This window comes from Marinobacter mangrovi (assembly GCF_016798325.1).
GTDB lineage: Bacteria > Pseudomonadota > Gammaproteobacteria > Pseudomonadales > Oleiphilaceae > Marinobacter_A > Marinobacter_A mangrovi.
Genome location: NZ_JAERVO010000001.1, coordinates 1 through 24,565 on the forward strand (window position 1 = coordinate 1; position 24,565 = coordinate 24,565).

Sequence of the window (24,565 nt, forward strand, 5' to 3'; positions counted from 1 at the left end):
CATCACCCAGGCCACCGTCGCCAAAATCCAATTCATGGGCTGGGCTGTCCAGTTCTCCTGGGGCGTCGCCAAAGCCGCCCTTGATCAGCTCACCATCACCGACCAGCTTAACCAGGCCTGGTCCAGCCTCGACAGCTACATCCTCGGCTGGCTCACCTACTTGCGCGTCCCCGACGCCGTCAACATCGTCCTCAATGCCTTCGTGACCCGGTTCGTCATGCGCTTCATGGGGTGGAGCCTATGAGCATCGTCATCCGCCACGGCAGCAACGGCGCCATGAAAAGCGCCTCCGCCGTCGACCTCTACATGATCCCCGCGATCAAAGAAGGCCGCACCGTCGTCACCAACATCCGGGGCTTCACCCTGGAACGGTGCTACGACCACTTCCCGGATCTCCCGGAAACCCTCGACGTCATCAACGTCGACACCAGCACCACCGACGGCAAACAGCGCATGGCCAACTGGTTCCACTGGGTGCCCAAAGGGGCGCTACTGGTCTTCGACGAAGCCAGCTCCCTGTTCCCCAAAGCGTGGCGGGAAAAGGAACTGAAAGCCCTCAGTTACCCGGGAGGCGACGACGCCGCCGCCGAAGCGGGCCGCCCGCCCGACTGGATGAGCGCCTGGGAAATGCACCGCCACTACAACTGGGACATCGTCCTCACCACGCCCAACATCAAGGGCATCCGGGACGACATCCGCGGCACCACCGAAATGGCCTACCGCCACCGCAACCTCGGCAAACTCTCCGAAAAGTTCCGAGTCATCAAAGAGGTCCAACACGATGCCCAGAAAAACGGCTTCAGCGTCTCCGACGCAATCTCCGTCGGCACCCTCCGGATCAGTAAAGACGCGTTTAAGCTCTACGATTCAACGGATACAGGGCTCCACCAGGGTTCAAAAGCGGGTAAAAGCCTGCTCGCAAATCCTCGAGTACTACTGCTCGTTAGCATTCTCGTGGCTGTACTGGCCTTTGTATTTCGTGACGGAAGCCCTGAGATTCTTGAACCGACGGATCCGGCCGGTACTCAAAGCCATCCGGACGGTCATCCGGGCCATACTCAGAACGGCCAAGCGCCTGATCATGTACCTGCTGACCCGAATCCTGCTTCGGTTAGGGCTGATGGTTCTGGTGCTCTACTGCACTACCAGCGTCCTGAAGATTATCCTCTGAACGACCCCTTCCAGGGCTACCGCCTCGCGATCGTCGGCAGCATCAACGGCACGACCCAGATCGAAGCCAGCCAGGACGGCGACGTCGTCTTCCTCACCCCGGAAAAGCTCGGCCAGCTGGGCTACACCTATTTCCCCATCGGCAACTGCTTCGGAAAGCTCATCTACGGCAACCGCACCCGCCTGCTGAGCTGTTCCAGCAACGACAAACGACGGCTCCAGGCGGACGGCAGATCCCTGGGAGGAAGCAGTGGCGACACCAAAGAAACACCCACAGAACCCGCCCGGGGCGCGTGAGGAGCGGAGCGAGTAATCGCAGCGAGCGAGGCACGCGCGCCGGGTGGGAGCGCGACACAGACGTCCCTGTAACACGTCTGATAGGAACCGAGACACCGGTTCAAAACTGGACAAAAAGGAACAACAGATGATTAAAGACTTCGACAGGATCAACATCAGCACCGGCGAACTGGGGAAAGGGGATCTGTTTATCGGTCCTGACGGCCAACAGATCGACCTCGAACACATCAACGTCCTCTGGACCGGTGTCGATACGATCCGACAGCTTTACGAAGGTAAGCTCCGACCCCAGGTGATTGCCGAAGTGATCGCCGCCTATGAATCCGGCATCGATGCCCAGGTCTCGATCAAAGGGATCGATTTTAAGGTTCAGTCGGGCAAACGTGGGGGTTACCGCTACCTTCTGCAAAATCGTGAATACGGCCTCACGATCCTTGTGGGCAGTTTCTACAGGGAACCAGAAAGCTATGGCTCACACCTGAAGATTGAGTGTTCACCCCGCTGGATCTACGAACGCGGCACCGACGAACTGTGCGACGAGCTGACCGAATGGGGCATGCACTTCCTCGAAGCCATCAAACCCACCGGTATTGCCATCCATCTGGCCTGTGACTTTCAGGGCTGGCAACCTCCTGAAGACTTCGCCAGTCACTTCGTTACCCGCGCCAAAACCGTCAGCGTCCACAACGGCATCAGCGATCTTCACTTCCAGGGCCTCGATGGCGCAACCGTGAACGGACGCGGAGAAACCTACACCTTCGGCAAGGCCAACAGCCTGCAGGTGTGCCTGTACGACAAGAGCAAAGAGATCGACGTCAGCGACAAACGCGCGTTTATGGAAGGCATCTGGGAATGTGCCGTCAGTGAAAAGAGTTTCCCGGAAACCTGCTACGACCCGGAACTGCCCGTCTGGCGACTGGAAGTCCGCTTCCATCACCGCATCGTCAACGAGATCTGGCAGGGCACATCCGGCATCGATCCGATCTACACCTTCGCCCACGCCAACAAACACCTGACCGGCCTGTGGCAACACGCCCTGGGTGCCAACCGCTATGAAGCCAAACGCGAGTGGGTCCACCCGATCTGGACCAAACTGCGCGAGGACGTGAATTTCGGTCATGCGGCCCCGCCGATCCACTACAAACGCGTAAAAAAGCAGCCGGGTTGCGGCAACGAAAAGAACGTCTCCCTGGCCTTCGGCAATCTCCTGTCGATCTACGCCCGCAACCAGTTCAGCGTTAAACAGGCCTGGGACTGCCTCAAGAAAAGCGGCCTATGGGAAGACCTGTGCAATTACTACCGACGACGGGAGATCTACGAAAACGAGCTGTATCAGCTCGTCAGGGATGGACTGGTGAAGCGACGATTACTCGGTAAGGTTGCGGCATGATCAAAAAGGACGGCAACGGCTGGAAAGTCGACTTCTACCCGGAAGGGAAGAAGGGCCCACGGGTCCGAAAACGTGGATTCAAAGCCCGCCTCGATGCCGTGCAGTTCATCCGCGACTATGGCCGCAAGGAAAGCGTCCGCCGGGAACGCCTGAGCGATCTGGTCAAACTGTGGTTCGACTACCACGGCCACACACTTTCTGACGCCAAGCGTCGTGTCGCTCGCACCTATGCGATCTGTGAGCGCCTGAACGATCCCCGGGTCCAGGACTTCACGGCCAGCGACTGGATGGAATACCGGACCCGACGCCTACAACAGGTCAATCCGGTCACGGTGAATCAGGAGCAGCGCTTCCTGTCGTCCGTCTTCTCCGAAATGATCCGTATCGGCCACCTGAAGACCAACCCGATTGGCAAGGTTCGGCAGATTCGCACCCAGGAACGGGAAATGACGTTCCTGACCATCGAGCAGTGCGAACGGCTCCTACAGGAATGTCGCGCCAGTTCGAACCCGCATTGCTGGCCTGTCGCCATGATCTGTCTGGCTACCGGTGCCCGATGGAGTGAAGCCGAATCACTAACGCAGTCCGCCTTCCTGCCGGGGAAGGTGCTATTCAGGAACACGAAGAACGGAAAAAGCAGGGCGGTTCCGATTGATCCGGCCATCCAGGCCGACGTGATCGCCGAAGCATTACCGGGCCCTGGGCGTTTGTTCCTGTCGTGCAGTTCCGCCTTCAGGTCGGCATACGGTCGATGTGGTTTCCAGACACCGCGACAACTGACCCACATCCTGCGGCACACCTTCGCCAGTCACTTTATGATGAACGGAGGCGATCTACTGACGCTGCAGCGCATCCTGGGCCATGCGAACATCACGATGACCATGCGCTATGCCCACCTTGCCCCGGACCATCTGGAGTCGGCAGTCAGGTTGTCGCCGTTGACCGCGATGGCCTCAAAGGATTGAAGGGATTAGAACCGTGTATCGTTTTCACATGGAATGCCATCGTGATCGCCGTCCATTTTGGTGTTGGGACAATGGCGAGTGAAGAACTCGGCTTCAGCCCTGGAAGTCATTTGGCCGCAGTATTGCCGTCCATCGCATGAAAATCGTGAATTGGGGACTGTGTCGGCCGTTGAGTATTGAATCTCTGGCTCACTTCGCAGTGGATTGAGTTCTGGATTCTTTTTCAGGAATGTCCAAATGCCTGCAGCAATGAGTGCAACGATGAGGAGGTTCTTCACCAGTCCTTCCTTGATGGGTGAATCGTGAAAACTCGATTCGAAGTTCGAGCGATTGAAGGCTGGATACTACAACATTTGCAGTCGCCCGTTTAGCTGGGTAGTCAAAAAGGGGACAATCGGGACAAAAGCGAAAAAGGGAAGGGTGTAAGTCATTGAAAAATGGTGCCGGGAACAGGAGTCGAACCTGCGACCTGAGCATTACGAATGCCCTGCTCTACCTACTGAGCTATCCCGGCATGTTGCGGTGTGTTGGCGACCCGAAGGGTAGGGTGCCAAGGGTGACTGCCCATAAATTAACCGACTGGATAATACCACTTCAACCGTCCACGTCATCTCTCTTGATGTACATTCCGTGACGCTGTCACCGTTCCGCCACGGACCAGTGGCATCATCGCCTTACGGTCGGCGGCATACCCTGTAACAATCTGCCCGTGTGGCGTTTTTTGGCTACACTGGCTCGGATTCCCATCACAAAACGTCGTCCTGCTTTTATGGAAGAAAAACCGGGTGGTCTGGCCCTGGAGAATGTGGCCGTGGGTGCGCTGAGCGCGGTGTCGTTGTGCGTGGCTCCGGGTGAGGTGGTTTGCCTGTCCGGGCCGTCCGGCGCTGGCAAGAGCCGGTTGCTGCGCGCCGTGGCGGATATCGAGGCGCACACCGGCGTCATTCGGCTGGCGGGTGAAGACCAGACGTCGATGCCGGCGCATCTGTGGCGGCGCCGCGTCATGATGGTGCCGGCGGACAGTCAGTGGTGGTTCGATTCTGTCGGTGAGCATTTTCCGGGCGTCTTGCCCGGCGACGAGTTGGCCGCCCTGGGGTTCGGCCCGGATGTTGACGGGTGGTCGGTGAGTCGACTTTCAACGGGGGAGCGCCAGCGTCTGGCGTTGTTGCGGGCGCTGGTGCTGAAGCCCAATGTGTTGCTGCTGGATGAACCCACCAGCAACCTGGATGCGGAGCGCGTCCGGACGACCGAGCGCTGGCTCCTTGAGCGGATTCGGGAGCGCCGGATCGCGGTGCTCTGGGTGGCGCACGATCCGGAGCAGATCCGTCGGGTGGCGGATCGTCACGTTCGGCTGGTTGGGGCCGGTGTGGAGGTCGTCCATGAACGTGATTGACCTGGCCTGGTGGAAGCTGGCGCTGACCGCCATCCTGGTGCTGCTGTTAGCGGCGACGATTTATCTGGGACGCCTGGGCATGACCCGCAGCCTGCTGATCGCGGCGGTGCGCACGGCGGTGCAGTTGTCGTTGATCGGCTTGGTGTTGGAGGCGTTGTTTGCGTCCGGCAGCCCGGTCTGGGTCCTGCTGATGGCGGTGGTCATGCTTCTGGTGGCCGGTCGCGAGGTGATGGCCCGCCAGAATCGCCGGTTGCGGGGGCCCTGGGCGTTTGGGCTGGGCACCGGCGCCATGTTCATTTCGTCGTTTACGGTGACGGTTTTCCTGTTGGCGGTGGTGATCGGGCCCCAGCCCTGGTACGAGCCCCAGTACGCCATTCCGTTGTTGGGGATGATTCTGGGTAACGCGATGACCGGCATAGCGCTGTGCCTGGACCGGTTGACGGAAACCATCTGGCGCCAGCGCGCGGTGATCGAGTCCCGGTTGATGCTGGGCCAGCCCTGGCGGGAAGCGGTGGGCGATATCCGCCGGGACGCCATGCGCAGCGGCATGATGCCGTCCATCAATGCCATGGCCGCCGCCGGCATTGTCAGCTTGCCGGGCATGATGACCGGCCAGATCCTGGCGGGCAGCCCGCCGGGCGTGGCCGTGAAATACCAGATCATGGTGATGTTCGCGATCACGGTCGGCTCGGGCTTCGGTTCGGTGATGGCGGTGGCCTGGGGCAGCCGCCGTTTGTTTGATGACCGTGAGCGGCTGCGGCTGGATCGCTTGACGTTGCCACGATGAAGACATGTCGACAGGGTTTGTCTGTTGGCACAGATTTGGTATGACTGATTAAAGCAGTGATAACAGCCCGGCCCGGCGCCGAGAAGGGAGTCCGTGGGTTGCCGGTCGTTGCGTTCCAACAGGCGCGCGCCAGGGGCTGATTCATTATTCCGACCAGGGAGCAAGGTCACGATGAGCAACACGGGCAGGCTTCGTACGAAGGCGACGAACTTCGGTAAACGTATGGTTTTCCGGGCCAATCGGGCGTTGGGCAATTACCGGGATGTGGTGTGGATTGTGGGGGATGGGCGCAGCGGCACCACCTGGGTGTCCGACCTGGTCAACCACGATGGCCGGTTCCGGGAGATGTTCGAACCCCTGCATCCGCAACTGGTGAAGGCGGCGAGCTTTGTGCAGCCGCACCAATATTGCCGCCCCGGCGCCATGGACGATCGTTTACGCGACCTGATGGGTTCGATACTCAGCGGCGGGTTCTGCGATCCGCGGGTCGATTTCGGCAACAAGGCGTTGGTCTACGAAGGCCTGCTGGTAAAGGATATTTTCGCCAACCTGATGTGCTACGCGGCGTGCCAGGCATTTCCGCGGGTGCGGCCGGTGCTGCTGATCCGCAATCCGTTTGCGGTGGCGGCGTCGAAGTACAAGAAACGGGACTGGTTCTGGGGCGATGAGCCACTGGACCTGCTGAACCAGCCGGCGTTGCGGGAAGACTTCCTGGCGCCGTTCGAAGACCTGATCCGCCAGACCAGTGCCCGCGGTGATTTCATCCTCAACCAGGTTCTGATCTGGGCCATCGTCAACTACGTGCCCCTGCAGCAGTTTGCGCCGGACGACCTCCATGTGTGTTTCTACGAGCAGATCTATGCGGATCCCGAAGGCGAGATTTCCCGACTGTTCCGCTTTATCCGCAACGGTGAGGATTGTCACGTCAAACTGGACGACGACCTGATCAGGCGCCCCAGCCGTGTGGTCAAGCAGGAGACCAGCTTCAAGGCCGGGTCGTCGCCGGTGACGTCCTGGAAGAACGAAATCGACCCCCAGCGGATTGACGACGGGCTGCGCCTCCTTGAGGCGTTTGGTTTTGATGGCTTATATAACGACGCGTCCATGCCGGACGCCGGCGTGTTGATGAGACCGGCCGCGGTGGCCTGAATCTGCCCCGTCAGCGGGCGTGTAGGGCTCGACGTGTTCCACCACCGTCTTTGATGTCATGGCTCGGGCGATGATGTTGGGCGGTAGTGAAAAACAGAGGGAAACAGGGAACGGGGAGGGGAGGTTATTGTGGGGCAGGTAAAGCATCACTGCTCAACCTACCCCGTTTTTCTTCGCTTTTGCCGGTATGGTGACAGGCCCGGTGTGTGTGGAATCGTGGGCCTTGTGTGTCCCCGGAATCCAGTGGCTTATGCGGCACACTGCGATCTACCGGCTGGGGACGGTGCTTCCGTGATCCTCACGAAAGGCTTTGTTGGCCGTCAGGGCCGTGTTCTATCAGTCAAACTTCCAGAACGGCTGGCTCAGACGGTACGCGGCCTGTTCGCGGGAGTAGCCTACGTCTTTCAGCAGGCGGTCGTCCATGCGGCTGACCATGAAAGCGAAGTCTCTTTTCTTTCTCCACTTGCTGTAAACACCCATGACTTTTTTCATCAGATTGTCTCCTTCTCATTAACGTTTGGAGGTTTGGTTTAGGATGACAATATGATAGGTCGCGAAGTTTTTTCTGGATATACCTAGAAACACTTATCTTCTTTTATTTTAGTAACTTGGGGGAGATTTGGCGGTGTTGCGGAATTTTGAATTCTGGGTGATTCGGGCGAAAAAACGCAATTCGTAGAAACCCGAAGAGGTCGCTTTCCGGGATACGGAAAAGCCACTACCCCCTCGGTTGTAGTGGCTTCGGTATGGCCGTTTTTCAGACCTGAAAACGGGCGATCTGACGCGTGAGGTTTTCCGCCAGGCGGGCCAGTTCGGTGCTGGAGGCGGAGACCTGCTGGGTGGCGCTGGCGGTCTGCTCGCCACCTTCTCGAATGTCCGTGACGTTGCGGTTGATGTCCTCGGCCACGGCCGCCTGTTGTTCCGCCGCGGTGGCGATCTGGTGGTTGTACTGACGGATTTCCTCCACCGACTGCACGACATCGTGGATGGTCTCCCGGGTGGACTCGGCGCGGGCCAGCGTTTGCCCGGCCAGTTCCGTACCGCGCTCCATGCTGGTTTTCGAAGTGTCGGCGCTGGTGACCAGGTTGGTGATGAGCGTTTCGATCTCGGTGGCAGAGTCCTGGGTGCGCCGGGCCAGCGATCGCACCTCGTCGGCCACCACCGCAAACCCGCGACCATGCTCGCCGGCCCGGGCGGCCTCGATGGCGGCGTTCAGGGCCAGCAGGTTGGTCTGTTCGGCCACCGCCTTGATGACGTCCAGGATGGTGGCGATGTTCTGGGTCTCGGACTGCAGGCCCAGCATTTCCTCCATGACGTTGTCGATCTGGGTCTTCAGGTCGGCGACGTTTTCCAGGGTCTCCCGGACGGCGTGGTCGCCGTGGGCCGATTTGTCGTTGGCGGTCTTGGCCGTCTCGAAGGCCGACTCGGCGCTGCGGGCCACTTCGCTGACGGTTGCGGCCATCTGGTTCATGGCGGTGGCCACCTGGTCGGTCTTGTCCCGCTGGTTTTCCACGGCGGCGCTGGTTTGCTGGGTGACGGTCGAGAGTTCTTCGGCTGCCGAGCCGATGCTGGTGGCGCCGCTGTCGATCTCCCGGACCAGTTTGCGCAGACTGCGCGTCATGCGCCCGAAGGCGTTGAGCAGCTGCCCGAACTCGTCGCCCCGGTCGCTGCTGGTGTCGACGGTCAGATCGCCTTCGGCCACGGCATCAGCGATGGCCAGGCTTTCCCGGATGGGGCGGGTGATGGAGCGGGTCATGGCCCAGCCCAGCAGTGACGCGACAACGGCGGCGACGATGGAGGTGACGATAATCGTGGTCAGGGCGCTGTTGTAGTCCGCGTCCATTCGCCCAAGCTGGATCTGGCGCAGTTCCATGGCGGTGGCAATGGCTTCGCCGGCGGTGTCGTTCAATTGGGATTCCACGGCGCTGGCGTCGCTGCCAAAGGTGCCCAGTGCTTTGCGGTAATCCGCGAGCAGCGTCTCGTAGCGGGTGGCGTTGTCGATGATGAGATCAATGCGGTCGTGATCGGCGGGTACGACCAGTTCAGCGCGAAGCCCCTGGGCAATATCGGCGGCTTCCTGTGCGCTTTTCCCGGCCTCTTCGATGTACTGGGATTCGCGGCGCACCTGGAAACTGCGCTGATGGGTCCGGGCTTCCAGCAGGGCGGACTTGATGTCTCCCACACCGGCAACGATTCGAGAGCGATCGGCGTAGCTCTTCAGTGCCAGGGCGCCGGTCACGGAGATCACGATGGTCAGGGTAACGAGGATGAAAAAGCCGGCGACCAGTTTCTTGCCGACGGAAATGCGGTTCAGGGTTTGCGACAACATGGCTGAGATCCTCTCTGTACTGTTATCACGGTGGTCCTGTGTTCACTCACGTTGAGCCGGCGGGAGAGGGTCCTTTTCCCGCCCGAAGAGTTGAGGGTGTATTCAATAGGTTAGCTGTTGAATCGCATGCATCAAATTTGCGCAGGGTTCGTAAATGCGGATGGTTGATCGGTGAGGGGGGATTACTGGTCGACCCGTGTCTGGTTGTTGACCTGAAGCAGTGCCGGTGCATCGATCACTCCGGTGCGGTATTTCTGGATCAGGTTGTGGTACCGCGGCGTTTGGCGGAATGTGTCCATGGCATCGCGGATGGCATCGGCCTGCATCATCAGCGGGGATTTGCGGGAGATGGCAATCCACGAGGCCTTGCCGTCCACCGTGTAGGGCGACACGCTGACATCGATGTCGAAATGTTCGACGGTATAGAGCCCGACCAGCTCTGGCGCAATCACCACGTCTACGTGCCGTTGGGCCAGCATGCGCATCAGGTTTTCGTAACGGGTTGCGGCAATCTTGACCAGGCTGTCGTCATCGTCGAAGCGCGGGAAATAGCTGCTGCCGCGCAAGACGCCGATGGTCTTGCCTTTCAGGTCGGCGTAGCGGGTGATCCGGTTTTCCGGGTCGCGAAAGAAGAACAGGCGTCGCTCGGCCGGAAAGGCCTGGACCACGAAGTCCATGTAGCCGTTCCGCTCATCGGTCTTGAGCGGCCCCAGCATGAAGTCAGCCCGGCCATTTTCCATCAGCCAGAGCACACGGCGGAAAGGGGCTTCCTTATAGGTAATGTCCCAGTGCAGTTGCCGGCCGATCTCGTTGAAGATATCGATGTAGAGGCCACCGAAGTGATTGCCCTCGACGATCCGGTAGGGCGGCGCATTGTTCACGCCAACCACCACCCGTTGGGTGTCGGCGAGCGAGGGCAGGGCCAGCAGGAGCAGACTTGCCAGCAGGCATAAGCGCATGAGTCGGGCCTGGTGAACGCCGGGCCGTCCGTGCCCGGAAAATGGAGGACGCCCCCAAGTATAGCGCTCCTGCACCTATCTCTTTGTCAGATCTTGTAAAGCGGCGTAAGGAATTGGACCTACGCCGCCCCGATGCCGGGCGCGGAGCCGTGTTATTGGTCCTGGCCGATTTCAGACCGGACCTTGGCCTGGGTGTCCAGCGATTCCTCGAGCATCTCCAGCTGCAGGGCGTTGATGCGCTTCTTCGCATCGAGGATGGCGGTCTTGTCCACTGGCTCGGCGGTGTAGGCCCGCATCATGTTGAAGCGCTCCTGACGAATCGACTGCATGCGCTCCCACTGATGAGCCTGGAAGTCGCGCTGGATTTTGTGGAGGGCCGTCCGCTGGTCATCCGACAGGTTGCCCCATGCACGGTAACCGCGCCCGTAACCGTACATCATGCCCGGGCCGCCCATGTCGTCGGGATCCTGCATCATGCCCGGACCACCCATCATGCCCGCACCTCCCATCATGCCGGGGCCCGCCATCATGCCTGAGCCGCCCATCATGCCCGGGCTGCCCATGCCCATCATGCCGCCGTAGCCCCGGCCTGGCATGTCATCGTCGTCGAAGCCGTGGCCGGCAGCGAGCCCGGAAACGGTCAGTGCCGCAGACAGGCCGATAATCCGTAACAGGTTTTGCTTGGCAGTAGTCACCGTGGGAATCTCCCTGACGAATTTGAAGGATCAACGAGCCGCAGCCCGATGATCCCACTCTAGGCCGATGGATCGGCGCAGGCGTTGATTTCCGTCAAGGATGTTTCGAATGGGCGCTTACGGGTGCAGCCCGGCTGTTTCGTAAAGTCGCGAGGCGGTGAGCTGCGGTGAGGCCAGGGTGCCCGAGCCGACGCACAACGCGCCGCAGGCAGCGGCCAGTTTCAGGCAGTCGGCCAGGCTGGCGTCCCGGCTGTAGCCGTACAGGAACCCACTGAAAAAGGCGTCGCCGGCCCCGTTGGTGTCCACCACCGTCTCCACATCGAACACCGGCTGTTCCAGCCATTGGCCGTTGCGATCGAGCAGGGTTGCTCCATCGCGACCGTGGGTGCAGACCACGAAGGATTTGCCCATCTCAATAAAGGATTCCATCACCGGGCGATAGTCCGGGAGCCGGTCGCTGGACAGGAAGAGGACATCGGCCGCCTCGATAAAGGCTTGGTGGTAGGGATCCTGGCCGTCGTAGTCGTGCAGATCGATCCAGACCGGTTTGCCGGCGGCCCTGGCCATCGCCAGGACGGGACGGGCATAGGCAAGGATGTTGATGACCACGACGTCGCAGTGATCCATGGCGACCCGCACGCCGTCCCAGTTCACTTCAGTCGGTTCTGGCGGCGGTTGCACGAAAAAGGATATGCGATCGCCGTGGCTGTCCATCAGGTTGACGTGCTGTTCGGTGGGTTCCGGCGTGATGGTGGTCAGCAGATGGATGTGATCGTGGGCGAGCTGCTCGCGGACGAATCGGGCCTCGTCATCCTCGCCCAACAGGGTGTGCAGCGTGACCGACTCGCCCAGCGCGGCCAGGTTAAGGGCCTTGCCGGCGCCGGTACTGCCCAGGGCCCGGTAGCTGGCGCGGGGCCAGATGGTCTGGGCCGTGGGCGACGGAAACTGGTCAAGATGAATGATGGTGTCGACGGACGTGCCGCCAACAATAAGCACGGACCGGGGCATGGCTGGGCTCCACTGCGTCGTTGGGGAAGGGTTCAGTGTAGTGGAGCTGTCATGGTTCCGGCTCATCCTGGGAGCTACGCCTGGATCAGGCCTGTGATGAGGTATACTGCTTAATCCGTGCCAGCGGTCGGGTTTTAACCGGGATTCAAACGAATGCGTAAACGCATGACGCGCCTAACGTTTTCCCGGTTATATAGGGCTGCTCTATAGGTTGTTTTAGAATAATCAATTTAAATCGGTGGCGGCTTGCCGTTACCGTACGCGTTCCAGTCAATTTTCAAGGAGTCATTTCAAATGGGCATTGTTAACAGCGAAATCAAACCGTTCAACGCAACCGCCTTCAAACAGGGCGAGTTCGTTGAAATCTCTGAAGCTGATGTGAAAGGCAAGTGGGCGATTTTCTTCTTCTACCCGGCCGACTTCACCTTCGTGTGCCCGACCGAGCTGGGCGATGTGGCTGACAAGTACGACGAGCTGCAGAAGCTGGGCGTTGAAGTGTTCTCCGTGTCCACCGACACCCACTTCACTCATAAAGCATGGCACGATACGTCCGAGACCATCGGCAAGATCAACTACTACATGGTCGGCGACCAGACCGGCACCATCACCAACAACTTTGGTGTGATGCGTGAAGGCCAGGGCCTGGCAGACCGCGCCACGTTCCTGATCGATCCGGACGGCATCATCCAGGCCGTTGAGATTACTGCCGAAGGCATCGGCCGTGACGCCGACGACCTGCTGCGTAAGGTCAAGGCCGCTCAGTACGTCCGCAACCATCCGGGCGAAGTCTGCCCGGCCAAGTGGAAAGAAGGCGAAGAGACTCTGGCTCCGTCTCTGGACCTGGTCGGCAAGATCTAAGTTTCCCTTCACGGTGAAACGCTCAGAAAGGCCCGCTCTGCGGGCCTTTCTCATATCTGGATCGCACAAAAATCGGGTTTATATAGCAAATGGCTATTGCAGATTTAAGGTCAATTAATTTGAGCTCTTTTGGTCGCGACCGTATCTTGTAACCCAGATTCGAAACGGATTCTTCACGAATTCAGTCATTTAGTTTCACGATACTGCGAGGGAAACCCCATTATGTTGGATGCCAATCTGAAGGAACAATTGAAGTCTTACCTGGCCAACGTCCGGGAGCCGATTGAACTCGTTGCCACGCTGGATGACGGCGCCAAGTCCAGAGAGCTGCAGGAGTTGCTGCAGGAGATCGACGCGCTGTCCGACAAGATCAGCCTGCGTGAAGACGGCGAGGCGGATGTCCGTCGCCCGTCCTTCGCCATTAACCGGGTTGGCACCGACATCGGCGTTCGCTTCGCGGGCATTCCTATGGGGCACGAGTTCACGTCGCTGGTTCTGGCCCTGCTGCAGGTGGGCGGACACCCGTCCAAGGCGTCCGAAGAGGTGATCGAACAGATCCAGTCGCTGGATGGCGAATTCGAGTTCGAGACCTACTTCTCCCTGTCCTGCCAGAACTGTCCGGACGTGGTCCAGGCCCTGAACCTGATGAGCGTGCTGAACCCGAAGATCAGGCACACGGCCATCGACGGCGCGCTGTTCCAGGACGAGGTCGAGCAGCGTGAAGTCATGGCGGTTCCCAGCGTCTACCTGAATGGCGAATCCTGGGGCCAGGGCCGCATGACCCTGGAAGAAATTGTGGCTCGGCTGGACACCCGGTCCGACGAGAAAGAAGCCGAGAAGATCAATCAGAAGGACGCCTTCGAAGTGTTGGTCATCGGTGGTGGCCCGGCCGGCTCTTCTGCCGCCATCTACGCCGCGCGTAAAGGCATTGCCACCGGTATTGCGGCGGAGCGCTTCGGTGGTCAGGTCGCGGACACCATGGGCATCGAAAACCTGATTTCCGTGCCCTACACCGAGGGCCCCAAGCTGGTGTCCGCGATGGAGCAGCACGTCAAGGAATACGACGTGGACATCATGAACATGCAGCGTGCGGAGAAACTGATCCCGGCCGCCCGGAAAGGTGGCCTGCACGAAGTGCGCCTGGCGAACGGCGGCTCCCTTAAAGCGCGCAGCATCGTGCTGTCCACCGGTGCCCGCTGGCGCCAGATGGGTGTCCCGGGCGAGGAAGAGTACCGCAACAAGGGCGTGGCGTACTGCCCGCACTGCGACGGTCCGCTGTTCAAGGGCAAGCGGGTGGCGGTGATCGGCGGGGGTAACTCCGGCGTGGAAGCGGCTATCGATCTGGCTGGTATTGTCGGCCACGTCACGCTGATCGAGTTTGCCGCTGAAATGCGTGCGGACGATGTGCTGCAGAAGAAGCTGCGCAGCCTGAAGAACGTGGAGGTCATTACGTCCGGCCAGACCACCGAAGTGACCGGTGAGGGTGGCAAGGTCAACGGCATCAATTACACCGACCGCAACACCGGTGAGAGCCACCATATTTCGCTGGAAGGTGTGTTTGTCCAGATCGGTCTGGTGCCGAACACCGAGTGGCTCAAGGGCGACATCGAGTTGAGCCAGCACGGCGAGATCATCGTCAACGACCGGGCGGAGACGTCGATTCCGGGTGTCTTTGCCGCCGGCGATGCGACCACGGTGCCTTACAAGCAGATTGTGATTTCCATGGGTGAAGGTTCCAAGGCGGCCCTGAGCGCCTTCGACTTCCTCATCCGCAACTCGGCTCCTGATGATGAAGACGCCGCAGCCTGATCCGCGGCCACGGGCCGGGTAGCGTCACTGTCTCGCTACCCGCGCCCCATAACAACCAACCCCGGCTGGCCGTCAGGCGGCCGGGGTTTTTTATTGGAGATGTGGTCATGGATATCAAGCAAACCGGCATGATCCTCAACACGGAGCGCTTCGACGCCTGCGTCGCATTTTACCGCGATCTCTTTGAACTGCCCCTGCAGTTCGAGAAACAGGAAGGCGACTTTCGCCTGGCCTGCCTGGATTTTGGGGGGAGTTACCTGATGATCGAGACGGGCGGCTGGGCGCAACCGGCGGGAAAACCCATCGAGGGCGGCGCCGTTAAGCTGCGTTTCAACGTGTCTGACCTGGATGCGGCGCTGGCGAAGGTGAGGGCGTATGGGATTGATGCGAGGATCGAGTCCCATCCCTGGGGCTCTACGATTAATCTGTTCGATCCGGATGGCAATCGCGTGGGCATCCGGGATGGAGGGCGGTTCGGGCAGGCTCAGTGATCCGAGCGGATGGCTGAAACGGCGTCGACAACGCGATTCGCCGCGGAATTGATCGAATCCACCACGCTTTCCACGCGGCTTACCTGTTCCCGTCCTTCGGCAGCGACGTCGGAGACTTCCTCTATCCGTTCCAGTACCTCGCCTGTCAGGGCGACGTTCTTATGGATCACCCGGCCGATTTCGGACGTGGCTTCTCCCGTGCGTCGTGCCAGTTGCCGGACCTCATCGGCCACTACCGCGAAACCGCGACCCTGGTCACCGGCCCGAGCGGCTTCAATGGCGGCATTCAGAGCCAGCAGGTTGGTCTGTTCGGCGATGTCGGAAATGGTGCTGACAATCCGTTCGATGCTCTGGGACTGATTGTTCAGCTGTTCGATCACCTGCCGGGTCTCTTCAATACGATCCCGGATCCGCTCCGACGTGGCCATCGACTGCTTCAGGGACGCGTGGGCCTCGGTAGCACTGCTGACCGTGTCCCGTGACGTGGATTCGGCCAATTCGGCCGCCTCGGCTGTGCGGATGCCCTGGGTGACCCGGTCGGTGATATCGCTGGCAAACTTGATGACCTTGCGGGTCTTGCCGTCTGCATCAAAAACCGGATTGTAGGAGGCCTCCAGCCAGACGCTCTTGCCGTTGGCGGCAATGCGCTCGAACTGGCCCGAGCGGAAATGCCCTTTCTTCAGCTGCCCCCAGAAATCCGGTTCCTGCTCATAGAAGCTGTCAGGGCAGAAAATGCGGTGGTGCTTTCCCCGGAGCTGGCTGAGGTTGTAACCCAGCGCTGCCAGGAAGTTGTCGTTGGCGGTCAGGATTTCGCCATCCGGCGTAAACTCGATGACGGCCATGGAGCGATTGATCGCTTCAAAGACGGCCTGCTGGTCTGCGATATGTTCGTGCTGGTCGGAGACGTCACTGGCGATCTTGAGCACCCGCCTGACCTTGCCCTGCGAGTCCTTGATCGGAAAATAGGTGGCGTCCAGCCAGATCCGCTCGCCCTGTTTGGTGAGCCTGGGGAACTGGCCGCGATGGCTGTGCCCGGATTGGAGCTGGTGCCAGAAGTGCCGATAGTCGGCGCTTTGTGAATAGTGGCTGTCGCAGAACAGCCGGTGATGACGCCCCTCGATTTCGTCTGCGGTATAGCCAACGGTCTCGAGAAACAGCGGATTGGCGGAACGAATCGTACCATCCGGGTCAAACTGGATGACGGCGACGGAATCATCGATCGCGCTGAGTGTTGATGCCAGGTCCTGATGGTCCCGTTCCAGGCGCTCGATCGCCTGCTTGTACTTGCGTGACAGCATACTGTGAGTATTCCCCAAAATAGGAATTGATCAAAAAATTAACAACTGATCATACGCTCGAGCCGGAGGTCTGGACGCCACTCAATTTTCAAACAATGCAAATCTTTGTAACCGACCGGGGTTGAAGCGAAGCCATAAGGTCGCCGATCATGTTTATCCGATCATCGAAGACAGGGAGAGAGAACATGCGCGTTCTGATTGCCGGTGCCAATGGGAAAATCGGTCAGCACCTGATCCGCAAGATGGCGAATAGCCCGCACGAGGCCCGTGCCCTGGTGCGCGATCCGGAACAGATCCCGCTGATGGAACAGCTCGGCGCGACCGAAGCGGTCGTGGGTGATCTTGAAGACGACTGCACCCTGGCGTTGCAGGGCTGCGATGCCGTGATCTTTACTGCGGGTTCGGGACCGAACACCGGCCCGGAAAAAACCGTTGATGTGGACCAGAATGCGGCGATTCGCCTGATCGATACCGCCAAGGCCGTCGGCGTGAAGCGTTTCATCATGGTCAGCAGCATGCGGGTGGACGAGCCCGAGAAGGGCCCTGAGAAACTGCAGCACTATCTCGCAGCCAAGAAAGCCGCCGACGATCACCTGCGCGACAGTGGCCTGAACTACACCATCGTTCGGCCGGGGCCGCTGACCCTGAGTGAAGGCTCCGGGCTGGTTGAGATCAGTCGTAAACTGGGCCGCACCGGTGACATCTCCCGTGAGGACGTGGCATCTGTCCTGCTGGAAGTCCTGTCGGCGGGGAACACCGGCAACCTGACTTTCGACGTGCTGTCCGGAGACCTGGCCATCTCCGATGCCATGGCTCGTGTCTGACACTGAATTCCAACGCTTTCCAAATCAAGGAATCTGATTGATGTCCCAAGCCCGAGACGTCCGAGTCGGCCTGATCGGCTACGGTCTGGCCGGCTCCGTCTTCCATGCGCCGTTGATCGATGCGGCCGAGGGAATGCAGCTGGCTGCTATCGTCACCTCCAACCCGGAACGCGCCGCCGAAGCGCAGACGACGTATCCCGAAGCCACGCTCTACGCGACGCCAGCCCAACTGTGGCAGGCCGCGGATACCCTGGATCTGGTAGTGGTGGCTTCCCCGAATCGCACCCACAAACCGCTGGCCATGGCGGCCTTGCACGCGGGTCTGGGGGTGGTGGTGGACAAGCCGCTGGCCGCATCGGCCGAGGATGCCCGTGAATTGATTGAGGAGGCGGAGCGCCTGGGCCTGTTCCTGACGGTGTTCCAGAATCGCCGTTGGGACGGCGATTTCCTCACCCTTCAGCGGTTGCGGGACGAAGGCGAACTGGGCGAGATCCGGCGCTTCGAATCCCGCTTTGAACGCTGGCGGCCGGAACCCAAGGGCGGCTGGCGTCAGTCCGGTGCGCCCGGTGAAGCCGGCGGCGTGCTCTACGATCTTGGGGCGCACCTGATCGACCAGGCGCTGATGCTGTTCGGTCCGGTGCGCTCGGTCTATGCGGAGCTGGAACACCGCTACCCGGATGCCGAAGTGGACGACGACACCTTCGTCGCACTGACCCATGAGAACGGCATGCGCTCGCACCTGTGGATGAGCAGCGTGGCGCCGGAGTGTGCCGTGCGTTTCCGCGTGCTGGGCAGCCGGGCCGCATACTGTAGCGTTGGTCTGGACGGCCAGGAAAATGCTCTCAAAGCTGGCGCGCGTCCGGACCAGTCCAACTGGCGCGACGTGGTTGAAGATGGCGAGGCCCGCCTGGTGGCCGGCAGCGAGGAAAAGCCCCTCGACAACGATCCGGGTCAGTACCTCCGCTTCTATGAACTCGTGGGTCAGCGTTTCCTGGCAGGCGAGGCGCCGCCGGTGGATCCGCGTGAGGCGCTGGCTGGACTGGAAATCATCGCCGCCGCCCAGCACGCGTCTGCCGAAGGTGGGGTGGTGGAACTGGCTCACGACTGAATGCGAGGTGCCCGATGGCCATAGCCCTGAAGCGCGCTTACGACCCGGTTGAGCCGGACGATGGCGAACGGATTCTGGTGGATCGGCTCTGGCCCAGGGGCATCAGCAAGGAGCGGTTGCAGGTGCAGGAATGGCTCAAGGACAGCGCGCCATCCAATGCGCTGCGCAAGGCCTATCACGCCGGCGACATGGACTGGTCCGCTTTCCGGCGGGCCTATCTGGCCGAACTCAAAGCCCACCGGGAAACCCTGCGCCCGTTAGCCCAGCGGGCCCGGAATCACCCGATGACCCTTGTCTACAGTGCCGCCAATCCCGACCGCAATAATGCGGTCGTCCTGCGTCAGTATCTGGGCATGCTCGGCAAATAGGGCGACGGCTCCGGTGCGTGCCAGGACCATGGCATGGCCGCTTCCAGATGGATGACCTTGCGGATCGCCAACTGCACGAGTCGCTGGGCTCCCGGAAACCGCTCATCGTTAACCGGCGCCCAATCGATGTGGGCGTCGGTGGCCACAAAGAGAAGATCGCCGGTTTCGAAATCGGGGAAGACCAGCCCGGCCCGGCGATTCAGCAGCAGGTTGCCCAGTGTATTGAAGAAGAAGTTGCCCACGTAGTCCGGCAGGATCAGGCGCCGGCCGTTATCCGCCACGTGAACGAAGCCGGGCGGCCCACCGCGGTGGGACACATCCACGCCCTGATTCGCGGCCTGGGGGCCGGCAGAGGCCGGATGGGCCGAGGCGATAAACAGCGTATCAGCCCGACGAACGATGGCTACGGTCGTCTCATCCAGAGCGGAAGCCTGACGGCGTTGCGGCGCACTCAGGCTGGTCGGTCGCGGCGATGCCGGATCAGGGCTTCGTGCCTGGATGTATTTCGGGCAGTTCCCGAAGCTCTGCTCGATGGTCACGCTGAAGCCCGTGTCGTCCAACGTTGAGAGGCGTCCGTTGGCCCGGTTGCGCCGGCGGGTTTCCAGTTCGATGCCGAGCAGCCCGACGGGGGCGCCGGCGATCAGACCATCCGTCAGCGGATCGCCGCTTGGTGGTCGGGCATTGACGCGCAAGTGGCGAGCGTCTGGCGAGGTGATGAATCCCGGGCCGCCGAACAGCAGGCTGGCCCAGGGCTGGCCGCGATCATCCAGCGTACCGGCGACCAGATAGGGCAGGCGGGTAAACAGCTCACGGTGTTGATCCGGCATGAAATCCCGGAAAACCCGCTGACCGATGGGCGCCATCTTGTCGCGCACGCCGACCCGCTCCTGGGCCGTTTGCTCCCCGTGATGAAAAGCGGATGGGGTGACATCGGACATGACGCGCCTCCTTTTATCCTGAAACGGCCGCTTGCAGTCCGACTGCCGTGCGCGGCATGGGAATGAAACCGGGTAACGCCTCGATCCGCCCGAGCCAGGCCCGGATATTCGGGTAAGGTTCCAGTGAAATCCCGCCTTCCGGCGCGTGGGCGGTGTAGCTGTAAAGGGCCACATCGGCCAGGGTTGGGCGGTCTCCGGCCAGCCACTCACGTCCGGTTAGCTCGCTCTCCATGAGGGTGAACAACCGATTGGCGATGGCAGCACACTGATCGAGATCCACCTTTCGACCAAAAACGTTGCTGACCCGGGCGATCGCGGGCCCATTGACCAACTGGCCGGCGGCCACGGACAGCCAGCGTTGCACCCGGGCAGCCGCTTCCGGCGCTTCCGGCAGCCAGCCTTCGGTGTCGTAGCGCTTGGCCAGGTAAACCAGGATGGCGTTGGAATCCGGCAGTACGACGCTGCCATCCTCGATCACCGGCACCTGGGCGAAGGGGTTGAGTGCCAGGAACGGTTCGGTCTTTTGCTCGCCCTTCAGCAGGTCCACTTCGACGGTGTCATAGGGCAGGTGCAGCAGGTTGAGGAACAGGGCGACCCGGTGGCAGTGTCCGGACAGCGGATGTTGATGGAAACGTATGGGCTGGTCGGGGGCAGGCATGAGGGCCTCCTTTTGCGAATGGGTGATAAAGCACGCTCAGTATTGGCTTTTCGTAAAGCGCAATAAATGCCGTCAAGTTGATTTAACTACTCCGGGAAATGGAATAATCTGAGCTTATGGACAAGCTCAAAGCCATGCACACCTTTGTGGAAATCGCCCGGGCCGGCAGCCTCACCGGAGCGGCCCGGCGTCTGGGCAGCTCGCTGCCGTCGGTGGTTCGGCGGCTGGCGGACCTGGAGGGTGAGCTGGGCGTGCGACTGTTCAATCGCACCACCCGGAAGATTTCGCTGACCCGCGAGGGTGGGCACTATCTCGAGCATTGCCAGGCCATCCTGTCCAGCATCGACGAGGCGGAGTCGTCGCTGGCCGCGGAACAGGCGACGCCCAGTGGGCAGTTGCGGGTCACGGCTCCGGTTCTGTTTGGCCAGTATTACGTGGCGCCGGCTGTGACCGGCTTTTTGCAGCGCTACGATCAGGTGCGATGCCAGTTGTCACTGAATGATCGCAACATCGATCTGCTGGAAGATCAGGTGGATGTGGGGGTGCGCATCGGTCATTTGCCCGACTCGACGCTGATCGCCCATCGCGTTGGTGAGGTTCGGCGCGTGGTGGTGGCCGCGCCCGCCTTTCTGGAGAAGCAGGGTATCCCCTCACACCCGCGGGATCTGCTGCGTGGCAATGGGGTTCATGTGCTCAGCCGCTGGACGCCCTGGACCTTCCGCGAAGGCGAGCATGTTTTCACGGTGCCTGTGACGGGCAATTTCGACTGCAACCAGATTGCTCCGGCCATCGAGGCCTGCCTGTCGGGACTCGGCTTTGGCATGTTCCTGTCCTATCAAGTGGCCCATCACGTTCGGGAAGGGCGCCTGCGCATCCTCCTGGCTGATTTTGAGCAGCCGCCGAGACCCGTCAGTGTGGTGTATCCCCATGCCCGGCGCCTGCCGGTGCGCACCCGTCTGTTCGTCGACTGGATCCGCGAGGCCCTGACGTCCGCCGGCCTGGATCACCGGGAGCTTGGCCGGTCTCAGGCGCCCTGATACCGCTCCACCAGGAAATCGATGAACACCCGTGCCTTGGTCGACAGGTGCCGCGTTGGCAGGTACAGGGCGTAGACATCGGTCTCGGGGGAGGTGTAGTCCGTCAGGACCGGTTCGAGTGCTCCGGTCCGGATATACCGGTCGACGGTGAAGGACGTCAGCATCAGCACGCCCACTCCGCCCAGGGCTGCCGCCACCATCGCCTGGGTGTTGTTGACCCGGAAATTGCCGTTGACGGAAATGGTCTCCAGCCCGCCCGGTCCGTTGAAGTACCAGCGGTTAAAGTTGGGGTTGGGGCTGTAGATGATGCAGTTGTGGTGGGTCAGGTCGCTGGGCACGACTGGCTTGCCATGCCGCGCCCAGTATTCGGGCGACGCGCAGGCGGTGCGGCGGGACGCGGTCAGGTGACGGGCGGCCAGGTTTGCCGGCGGTTGGCTGGTCAACCGGATGGCCAGGTCAAAGCCTTCCGCGGCCAGGTCGGCCTGGCGGTCGCTCATTTCCATTTCCACCTCGATTTCCGGATAGCGCGCCAGGAACCCGGGCAGGGCATCGGCCAGTTGATAGGTGCCGAAATTGATCGGTGCGGTGACCCGCAGTAAGCCGCGCGGCGCGTCGTTCAGGTGGGCCACCGCGTCACCGGCCTCGCGGGCTTCGGAAACGATCCGGGCGCAATGCCGGTAGAACACCGAGCCGGCCTCGGTCAGGCTGAGTTTGCGGGTGGTGCGATGCAGCAGGCGGGCAGCCAGCTCTTTCTCCAGCGCCGAGACCCGCTTGCTGACTACCGGGGTGGACAGGCCCAGCCAATCCGCCGCGGCGGAAAAGCTGCCCTGTTCCACAACCGCGGCGAACACCGCCATGTTTTCCAGGCTGTGCATCAACATGTCATTAGGCTCTTTTTAGAAATAATGGTTTTCTATTTAGCCCGATTATCTTTAATCACGAAAGGGTTATCGTGCTTCTTCGCGGTTCACAGTGGCCACTGAGTCGGTGGCCACAGATTCAAAGGGGGAGCACTGATGCAACGATCAATCCTGGCTGTCGGCCTATTGCTGACCGCCGCCATGTCCTGGGGCGGCATGTTCCCGGTGGCCAAACCGGCTTTGGCCGTCATGGATCCTTTCTATATGACGCTGATCCGCTACGCGAGCGTCGCGGTGATCCTGCTTTTGATCATCGGGCTGGTGGAGGGCCCCCGGTCCTGGCGTACGGAAGGGCATCTGCTCAAGCTGTTCCTGTTGGGTTCGCTGGGCTTCGCCGGCTTCAACCTGCTGGCGTTTACCGGACTTGAGCATGCCGAGCCGGAGCACGGTGCGGTGATCATGGCGCTGATGCCGATGATTACCGTGTTGCTTTCCTGGGGCCTGAAGGGGGAGCGCCCGGCGCCGTTTACCCTTGCCATGGTCGTGCTGGCCTTTAGCGGCGTGTTCCTCGTGATCACCGGTGGCGATCCGTCCAAGGCGTTCGGCGGCGGCGAAGCCCAGTGGGATCTCTTGTTCCTGGCCGGTGCCACCTGTTGGGTGAGCTATACGATGGGGGGCGGTCTGTTTCCGCAGTGGTCGCCGGTTCGTTATACCGCGCTGACCTGCGCCTTGGGCTCGATCACGCTGGCGGCCATCGCACTGGGTTTGACGGAGGCGGGTTCCGTCCAGGTACCGACCTGGAGCGAGGTGGTCGACCTGCACACCACCTTCGCCTATCTGATCGTTATGGGTGGCCTGGTGGCGGTGCTGAGCTGGAATACGGGGATCCGCATGGTGGGGCCGGTCAATGGGGTGCTGTTTATCAATTTCGTCCCTGTCACGGCGTTTACCATCGGGATCGCGCAGGGCAAGGCGTTCGGTCTGCATGAAGTGCTGGGCGCGGCCCTGGTGATCAGTGCGCTGATCGCGAACAACCTCTTCCTGCGTTGGCGGTCGCGGATGGCGGCCCGGCAAATGCCGGCAATGGCTGGAGCCTGCAACGGGAATTAATCACGGCTTGCCGAGACGAAAACGCCCCGGGTTCATCGGCCCGGGGCGTTTTTTATAGTGATGCGCGGGTGAGGTGTTGGGCCAGCACCTGAAGTGCCTCAAGCCCCTCGATGTCATCCTCGAACAGGGGGATGCGCAGCTGGGCCAGTTGTCCCAGGCGCTGGTCGATGTCTTCCAGGTGGCGCTGCTGGCGTTCCCGCCGGGTGGCCCAGAAGGACGTGTCGTCCACCGCCGGTAGCAGCCGGTTGATGATCGCTCCGGCAACCGGCACGTCGGCGTCACGTAGCGATGCGACCGCCCGCTCGGTTTCCAGGATCGGCAGTCGTTCCGGAGTCAGCACAAACAGGAAGGCGGTGTGCTCGGCATCCGTCAGCTGACGCCGGGTGCGCTGGAACAGTCGTTGGCGGGCCAGCAGGGTCTCGGTCAGCTCGCGGCTGCGTGGATCCATGCCTTCGGTCGCGTTGTCGGTGGGATCCTTCAGGGGATTGTCGACACTGCGTCCCGGCGTCAGGTGCGCGAGCGCCTGGCCCAGTTTTTCCGAGCGCTTGTTGTGCTTGAGCAGGCCGTCGGTCCAGGCCGCCATGACTTCCGGCAGGCTCAACAGTCGCAGGGTATGACCGGTCGGAGCGGTGTCGAAAATCAACAGATCGTATTCCGATTCACTGTCCTCGATCAGCCGTGACATGCGCTCCAGCAGGGCCGCTTCCTGGGCGCCGGGGGACTGACTGCTCAGACGCAGCTGTCGCTGGAGCTCGTTCACCTGGTCCGGGCCGACATAGCGACGCATCTGGCTGAAGACGCGCTCCAGGTAGGCGTCCACTTCGGTGTCCGGATCCAGCTCCAGCGCGGTGAGGTTGGGCCAGAGCCGGGTGGGTTGGTCACCGATCGGGCGATTGAAGGCGTCGGCCAGACTGTGGGCCGGGTCGGTGGACACCAGCAGTACCCGACGGCCCGCATCGGCTGCGGCGACCGCAATGGCAGCGGATACTGTCGTCTTGCCGACGCCGCCTTTGCCGCCCACCATCAGCAGCCGTTTGCCGGCAATCAATTCGGAAATATTCAGCATG

Annotated in this window: 26 protein-coding genes and 1 tRNA gene; 15 read left to right on the plus strand and 12 right to left on the minus strand. The window is 61.1% G+C overall.

The window, feature by feature from the left end; all coding sequences use genetic code 11:
- The 4 genes from JL474_RS00005 to JL474_RS00020 all read left to right on the plus strand — a co-directional run.
- Positions 1-244 (plus strand): DUF2523 family protein (locus JL474_RS00005; RefSeq protein ID WP_203140478.1); only part of this gene is annotated, 244 nt, incomplete at its 5' end.
- On the plus strand, positions 241-1,467 hold the full coding sequence (locus tag JL474_RS00010; protein ID WP_203140479.1) for a zonular occludens toxin domain-containing protein: 1,227 nt from the start codon (positions 241-243) through the stop codon (positions 1,465-1,467). The genes JL474_RS00005 and JL474_RS00010, both read left to right, overlap by 4 nt.
- Positions 1,468-1,594: 127 nt before the next feature.
- Entirely contained in the window at positions 1,595-2,857 is a 1,263-nt protein-coding gene (locus tag JL474_RS00015; protein ID WP_203140480.1) for a hypothetical protein, read from the plus strand.
- Positions 2,854-3,822, plus strand: coding sequence for a phage integrase (locus tag JL474_RS00020; protein ID WP_203140481.1), 969 nt, complete (start codon positions 2,854-2,856; stop codon positions 3,820-3,822). The genes JL474_RS00015 and JL474_RS00020 overlap by 4 nt, the downstream gene beginning before the upstream one ends.
- A gap of 5 nt (positions 3,823-3,827) precedes the next feature.
- On the opposite strand, the gene JL474_RS21650 is transcribed toward JL474_RS00020, so the two are convergent.
- On the minus strand, positions 3,828-4,100 hold the full coding sequence (locus tag JL474_RS21650; RefSeq protein WP_203140482.1) for an excalibur calcium-binding domain-containing protein: 273 nt from the start codon (positions 4,098-4,100) through the stop codon (positions 3,828-3,830).
- Positions 4,101-4,260: 160 nt separating this feature from the next.
- Positions 4,261-4,336 (minus strand) — tRNA-Thr (locus JL474_RS00030).
- A gap of 255 nt (positions 4,337-4,591) precedes the next feature.
- Here JL474_RS00030 and JL474_RS00035 point away from each other — a divergent pair.
- The 3 genes from JL474_RS00035 to JL474_RS00045 all read left to right on the plus strand — a co-directional run bounded on the left by JL474_RS00035 (position 4,592) and on the right by JL474_RS00045 (position 7,148).
- Positions 4,592-5,212 carry an ABC transporter ATP-binding protein gene (locus JL474_RS00035; protein WP_203140483.1) on the plus strand — a complete coding sequence of 207 codons (621 nt, stop codon included), beginning with the start codon at positions 4,592-4,594 and terminating at the stop codon, positions 5,210-5,212.
- Entirely contained in the window at positions 5,199-5,999 is an 801-nt protein-coding gene (locus JL474_RS00040; protein WP_203140484.1) for an ABC transporter permease, read from the plus strand. Before JL474_RS00035 ends, JL474_RS00040 begins: the two co-directional genes overlap by 14 nt.
- Before the next feature lie 171 nt (positions 6,000-6,170).
- On the plus strand, positions 6,171-7,148 hold the full coding sequence (locus tag JL474_RS00045; protein ID WP_203140485.1) for a sulfotransferase domain-containing protein: 978 nt from the start codon (positions 6,171-6,173) through the stop codon (positions 7,146-7,148).
- 336 nt (positions 7,149-7,484) lie between these two features.
- Here JL474_RS00045 and JL474_RS00050 read toward each other — a convergent pair whose 3' ends face one another.
- The 5 genes from JL474_RS00050 to JL474_RS00070 all read right to left on the minus strand — a co-directional run bounded on the left by JL474_RS00050 (position 7,485) and on the right by JL474_RS00070 (position 12,139).
- A complete protein-coding gene (locus JL474_RS00050; RefSeq protein ID WP_123634348.1) occupies positions 7,485-7,640 on the minus strand; it encodes a DUF1127 domain-containing protein in 156 nt (51 codons plus the stop codon).
- A gap of 265 nt (positions 7,641-7,905) precedes the next feature.
- The gene (locus tag JL474_RS00055; RefSeq protein ID WP_203140486.1) at positions 7,906-9,477 is read right to left on the minus strand and encodes a methyl-accepting chemotaxis protein; all 1,572 of its coding nucleotides are present in this window, start codon (positions 9,475-9,477) and stop codon (positions 7,906-7,908) included.
- A 182-nt stretch (positions 9,478-9,659) separates the two neighbouring features.
- Positions 9,660-10,436 (minus strand): substrate-binding periplasmic protein, encoded by a 777-nt coding sequence (locus tag JL474_RS00060; RefSeq protein WP_203140487.1) that lies wholly within the window; start codon positions 10,434-10,436, stop codon positions 9,660-9,662.
- Between the two features lie 152 nt (positions 10,437-10,588).
- A complete protein-coding gene (locus JL474_RS21655) occupies positions 10,589-11,131 on the minus strand; it encodes a Spy/CpxP family protein refolding chaperone (RefSeq protein ID WP_203140488.1) in 543 nt (180 codons plus the stop codon).
- 117 nt (positions 11,132-11,248) lie between these two features.
- On the minus strand, positions 11,249-12,139 hold the full coding sequence (locus JL474_RS00070) for a carbohydrate kinase family protein (RefSeq protein WP_203140489.1): 891 nt from the start codon (positions 12,137-12,139) through the stop codon (positions 11,249-11,251).
- A gap of 294 nt (positions 12,140-12,433) precedes the next feature.
- On the opposite strand from JL474_RS00070, the gene ahpC reads away from it, so the two are divergent.
- The 3 genes from ahpC to JL474_RS00085 all read left to right on the plus strand — a co-directional run bounded on the left by ahpC (position 12,434) and on the right by JL474_RS00085 (position 15,297).
- Complete coding sequence (gene ahpC / locus JL474_RS00075) at positions 12,434-12,997, plus strand: alkyl hydroperoxide reductase subunit C (protein ID WP_123634344.1); 564 nt, start codon at positions 12,434-12,436, stop codon at positions 12,995-12,997.
- A 222-nt stretch (positions 12,998-13,219) separates the two neighbouring features.
- Positions 13,220-14,806 (plus strand): alkyl hydroperoxide reductase subunit F, encoded by a 1,587-nt coding sequence (gene ahpF / locus JL474_RS00080; RefSeq protein WP_203140490.1) that lies wholly within the window; start codon positions 13,220-13,222, stop codon positions 14,804-14,806.
- Between the two features lie 107 nt (positions 14,807-14,913).
- Positions 14,914-15,297 (plus strand): VOC family protein, encoded by a 384-nt coding sequence (locus JL474_RS00085; RefSeq protein WP_203140491.1) that lies wholly within the window; start codon positions 14,914-14,916, stop codon positions 15,295-15,297.
- Here JL474_RS00085 and JL474_RS21660 read toward each other — a convergent pair.
- Entirely contained in the window at positions 15,291-16,595 is a 1,305-nt protein-coding gene (locus JL474_RS21660; protein WP_203140492.1) for a methyl-accepting chemotaxis protein, read from the minus strand. The two genes, JL474_RS00085 and JL474_RS21660, sit on opposite strands and share 7 nt — an antisense overlap.
- 185 nt (positions 16,596-16,780) lie before the next feature.
- Between JL474_RS21660 and JL474_RS00095 the strand changes: the two genes are divergently transcribed.
- Genes JL474_RS00095 through JL474_RS00105 form a run of 3 tightly spaced genes read left to right on the plus strand, consistent with a single transcriptional unit; the run spans position 16,781 to position 18,895 of the window.
- Positions 16,781-17,419, plus strand: a complete 639-nt coding sequence (locus JL474_RS00095) for an SDR family oxidoreductase (RefSeq protein WP_203140493.1) — start codon at positions 16,781-16,783, stop codon at positions 17,417-17,419.
- 40 nt (positions 17,420-17,459) lie between these two features.
- A complete protein-coding gene (locus tag JL474_RS00100) occupies positions 17,460-18,527 on the plus strand; it encodes a Gfo/Idh/MocA family protein (protein ID WP_203140494.1) in 1,068 nt (355 codons plus the stop codon).
- Between the two features lie 14 nt (positions 18,528-18,541).
- Positions 18,542-18,895, plus strand: coding sequence for a DUF488 domain-containing protein (locus JL474_RS00105; protein ID WP_203140495.1), 354 nt, complete (start codon positions 18,542-18,544; stop codon positions 18,893-18,895).
- Here the strand turns inward: JL474_RS00105 and JL474_RS00110 are convergent.
- The gene (locus JL474_RS00110) at positions 18,868-19,833 is read right to left on the minus strand and encodes a pyridoxamine 5'-phosphate oxidase family protein (RefSeq protein ID WP_203140496.1); all 966 of its coding nucleotides are present in this window, start codon (positions 19,831-19,833) and stop codon (positions 18,868-18,870) included. The two genes, JL474_RS00105 and JL474_RS00110, sit on opposite strands and share 28 nt — an antisense overlap.
- Positions 19,834-19,846: 13 nt before the next feature.
- Positions 19,847-20,491 carry a glutathione S-transferase family protein gene (locus JL474_RS00115; RefSeq protein WP_203140497.1) on the minus strand — a complete coding sequence of 215 codons (645 nt, stop codon included), beginning with the start codon at positions 20,489-20,491 and terminating at the stop codon, positions 19,847-19,849.
- 116 nt (positions 20,492-20,607) lie between these two features.
- Between JL474_RS00115 and JL474_RS00120 the strand changes: the two genes are divergently transcribed.
- Positions 20,608-21,528 (plus strand): LysR family transcriptional regulator, encoded by a 921-nt coding sequence (locus JL474_RS00120; protein WP_203140498.1) that lies wholly within the window; start codon positions 20,608-20,610, stop codon positions 21,526-21,528.
- Here JL474_RS00120 and JL474_RS00125 read toward each other — a convergent pair.
- Positions 21,516-22,409 (minus strand): LysR family transcriptional regulator, encoded by an 894-nt coding sequence (locus JL474_RS00125; RefSeq protein ID WP_236011945.1) that lies wholly within the window; start codon positions 22,407-22,409, stop codon positions 21,516-21,518. The two genes, JL474_RS00120 and JL474_RS00125, sit on opposite strands and share 13 nt — an antisense overlap.
- 135 nt (positions 22,410-22,544) lie before the next feature.
- On the opposite strand from JL474_RS00125, the gene JL474_RS00130 reads away from it, so the two are divergent.
- A complete protein-coding gene (locus JL474_RS00130; RefSeq protein ID WP_203140499.1) occupies positions 22,545-23,498 on the plus strand; it encodes a DMT family transporter in 954 nt (317 codons plus the stop codon).
- A gap of 52 nt (positions 23,499-23,550) precedes the next feature.
- On the opposite strand, the gene JL474_RS00135 is transcribed toward JL474_RS00130, so the two are convergent.
- Positions 23,551-24,564: an ArsA family ATPase gene (locus tag JL474_RS00135; RefSeq protein WP_203140500.1), complete on the minus strand. Its 1,014-nt coding sequence runs from the start codon at positions 24,562-24,564 to the stop codon at positions 23,551-23,553.
- Position 24,565 lies beyond the last annotated feature (1 nt).

Coding starts and splice junctions, on each gene's coding strand:
- JL474_RS00100 (WP_203140494.1), top strand. CDS start 17,460: ATGTCCCAAGCCCGAGACGTCCGAGTCGGCCTGATCGGCTACGGTCTG.
- JL474_RS00055 (WP_203140486.1), bottom strand. CDS start 9,477: ATGTTGTCGCAAACCCTGAACCGCATTTCCGTCGGCAAGAAACTGGTC.
- JL474_RS00035 (WP_203140483.1), top strand. CDS start 4,592: ATGGAAGAAAAACCGGGTGGTCTGGCCCTGGAGAATGTGGCCGTGGGT.
- JL474_RS21660 (WP_203140492.1), bottom strand. CDS start 16,595: ATGCTGTCACGCAAGTACAAGCAGGCGATCGAGCGCCTGGAACGGGAC.
- JL474_RS00050 (WP_123634348.1), bottom strand. CDS start 7,640: ATGAAAAAAGTCATGGGTGTTTACAGCAAGTGGAGAAAGAAAAGAGAC.
- JL474_RS00095 (WP_203140493.1), top strand. CDS start 16,781: ATGCGCGTTCTGATTGCCGGTGCCAATGGGAAAATCGGTCAGCACCTG.
- JL474_RS00120 (WP_203140498.1), top strand. CDS start 20,608: ATGGACAAGCTCAAAGCCATGCACACCTTTGTGGAAATCGCCCGGGCC.
- JL474_RS00115 (WP_203140497.1), bottom strand. CDS start 20,491: ATGCCTGCCCCCGACCAGCCCATACGTTTCCATCAACATCCGCTGTCC.
- JL474_RS00040 (WP_203140484.1), top strand. CDS start 5,199: ATGAACGTGATTGACCTGGCCTGGTGGAAGCTGGCGCTGACCGCCATC.
- JL474_RS00125 (WP_236011945.1), bottom strand. CDS start 22,409: ATGTTGATGCACAGCCTGGAAAACATGGCGGTGTTCGCCGCGGTTGTG.
- JL474_RS00070 (WP_203140489.1), bottom strand. CDS start 12,139: ATGCCCCGGTCCGTGCTTATTGTTGGCGGCACGTCCGTCGACACCATC.
- JL474_RS00130 (WP_203140499.1), top strand. CDS start 22,545: ATGCAACGATCAATCCTGGCTGTCGGCCTATTGCTGACCGCCGCCATG.
- JL474_RS00010 (WP_203140479.1), top strand. CDS start 241: ATGAGCATCGTCATCCGCCACGGCAGCAACGGCGCCATGAAAAGCGCC.
- JL474_RS00085 (WP_203140491.1), top strand. CDS start 14,914: ATGGATATCAAGCAAACCGGCATGATCCTCAACACGGAGCGCTTCGAC.
- JL474_RS00045 (WP_203140485.1), top strand. CDS start 6,171: ATGAGCAACACGGGCAGGCTTCGTACGAAGGCGACGAACTTCGGTAAA.
- ahpF (WP_203140490.1), top strand. CDS start 13,220: ATGTTGGATGCCAATCTGAAGGAACAATTGAAGTCTTACCTGGCCAAC.
- JL474_RS00060 (WP_203140487.1), bottom strand. CDS start 10,436: ATGCGCTTATGCCTGCTGGCAAGTCTGCTCCTGCTGGCCCTGCCCTCG.
- JL474_RS00110 (WP_203140496.1), bottom strand. CDS start 19,833: ATGTCCGATGTCACCCCATCCGCTTTTCATCACGGGGAGCAAACGGCC.
- JL474_RS00105 (WP_203140495.1), top strand. CDS start 18,542: ATGGCCATAGCCCTGAAGCGCGCTTACGACCCGGTTGAGCCGGACGAT.
- ahpC (WP_123634344.1), top strand. CDS start 12,434: ATGGGCATTGTTAACAGCGAAATCAAACCGTTCAACGCAACCGCCTTC.
- JL474_RS00015 (WP_203140480.1), top strand. CDS start 1,595: ATGATTAAAGACTTCGACAGGATCAACATCAGCACCGGCGAACTGGGG.
- JL474_RS00020 (WP_203140481.1), top strand. CDS start 2,854: ATGATCAAAAAGGACGGCAACGGCTGGAAAGTCGACTTCTACCCGGAA.
- JL474_RS00135 (WP_203140500.1), bottom strand. CDS start 24,564: ATGCTGAATATTTCCGAATTGATTGCCGGCAAACGGCTGCTGATGGTG.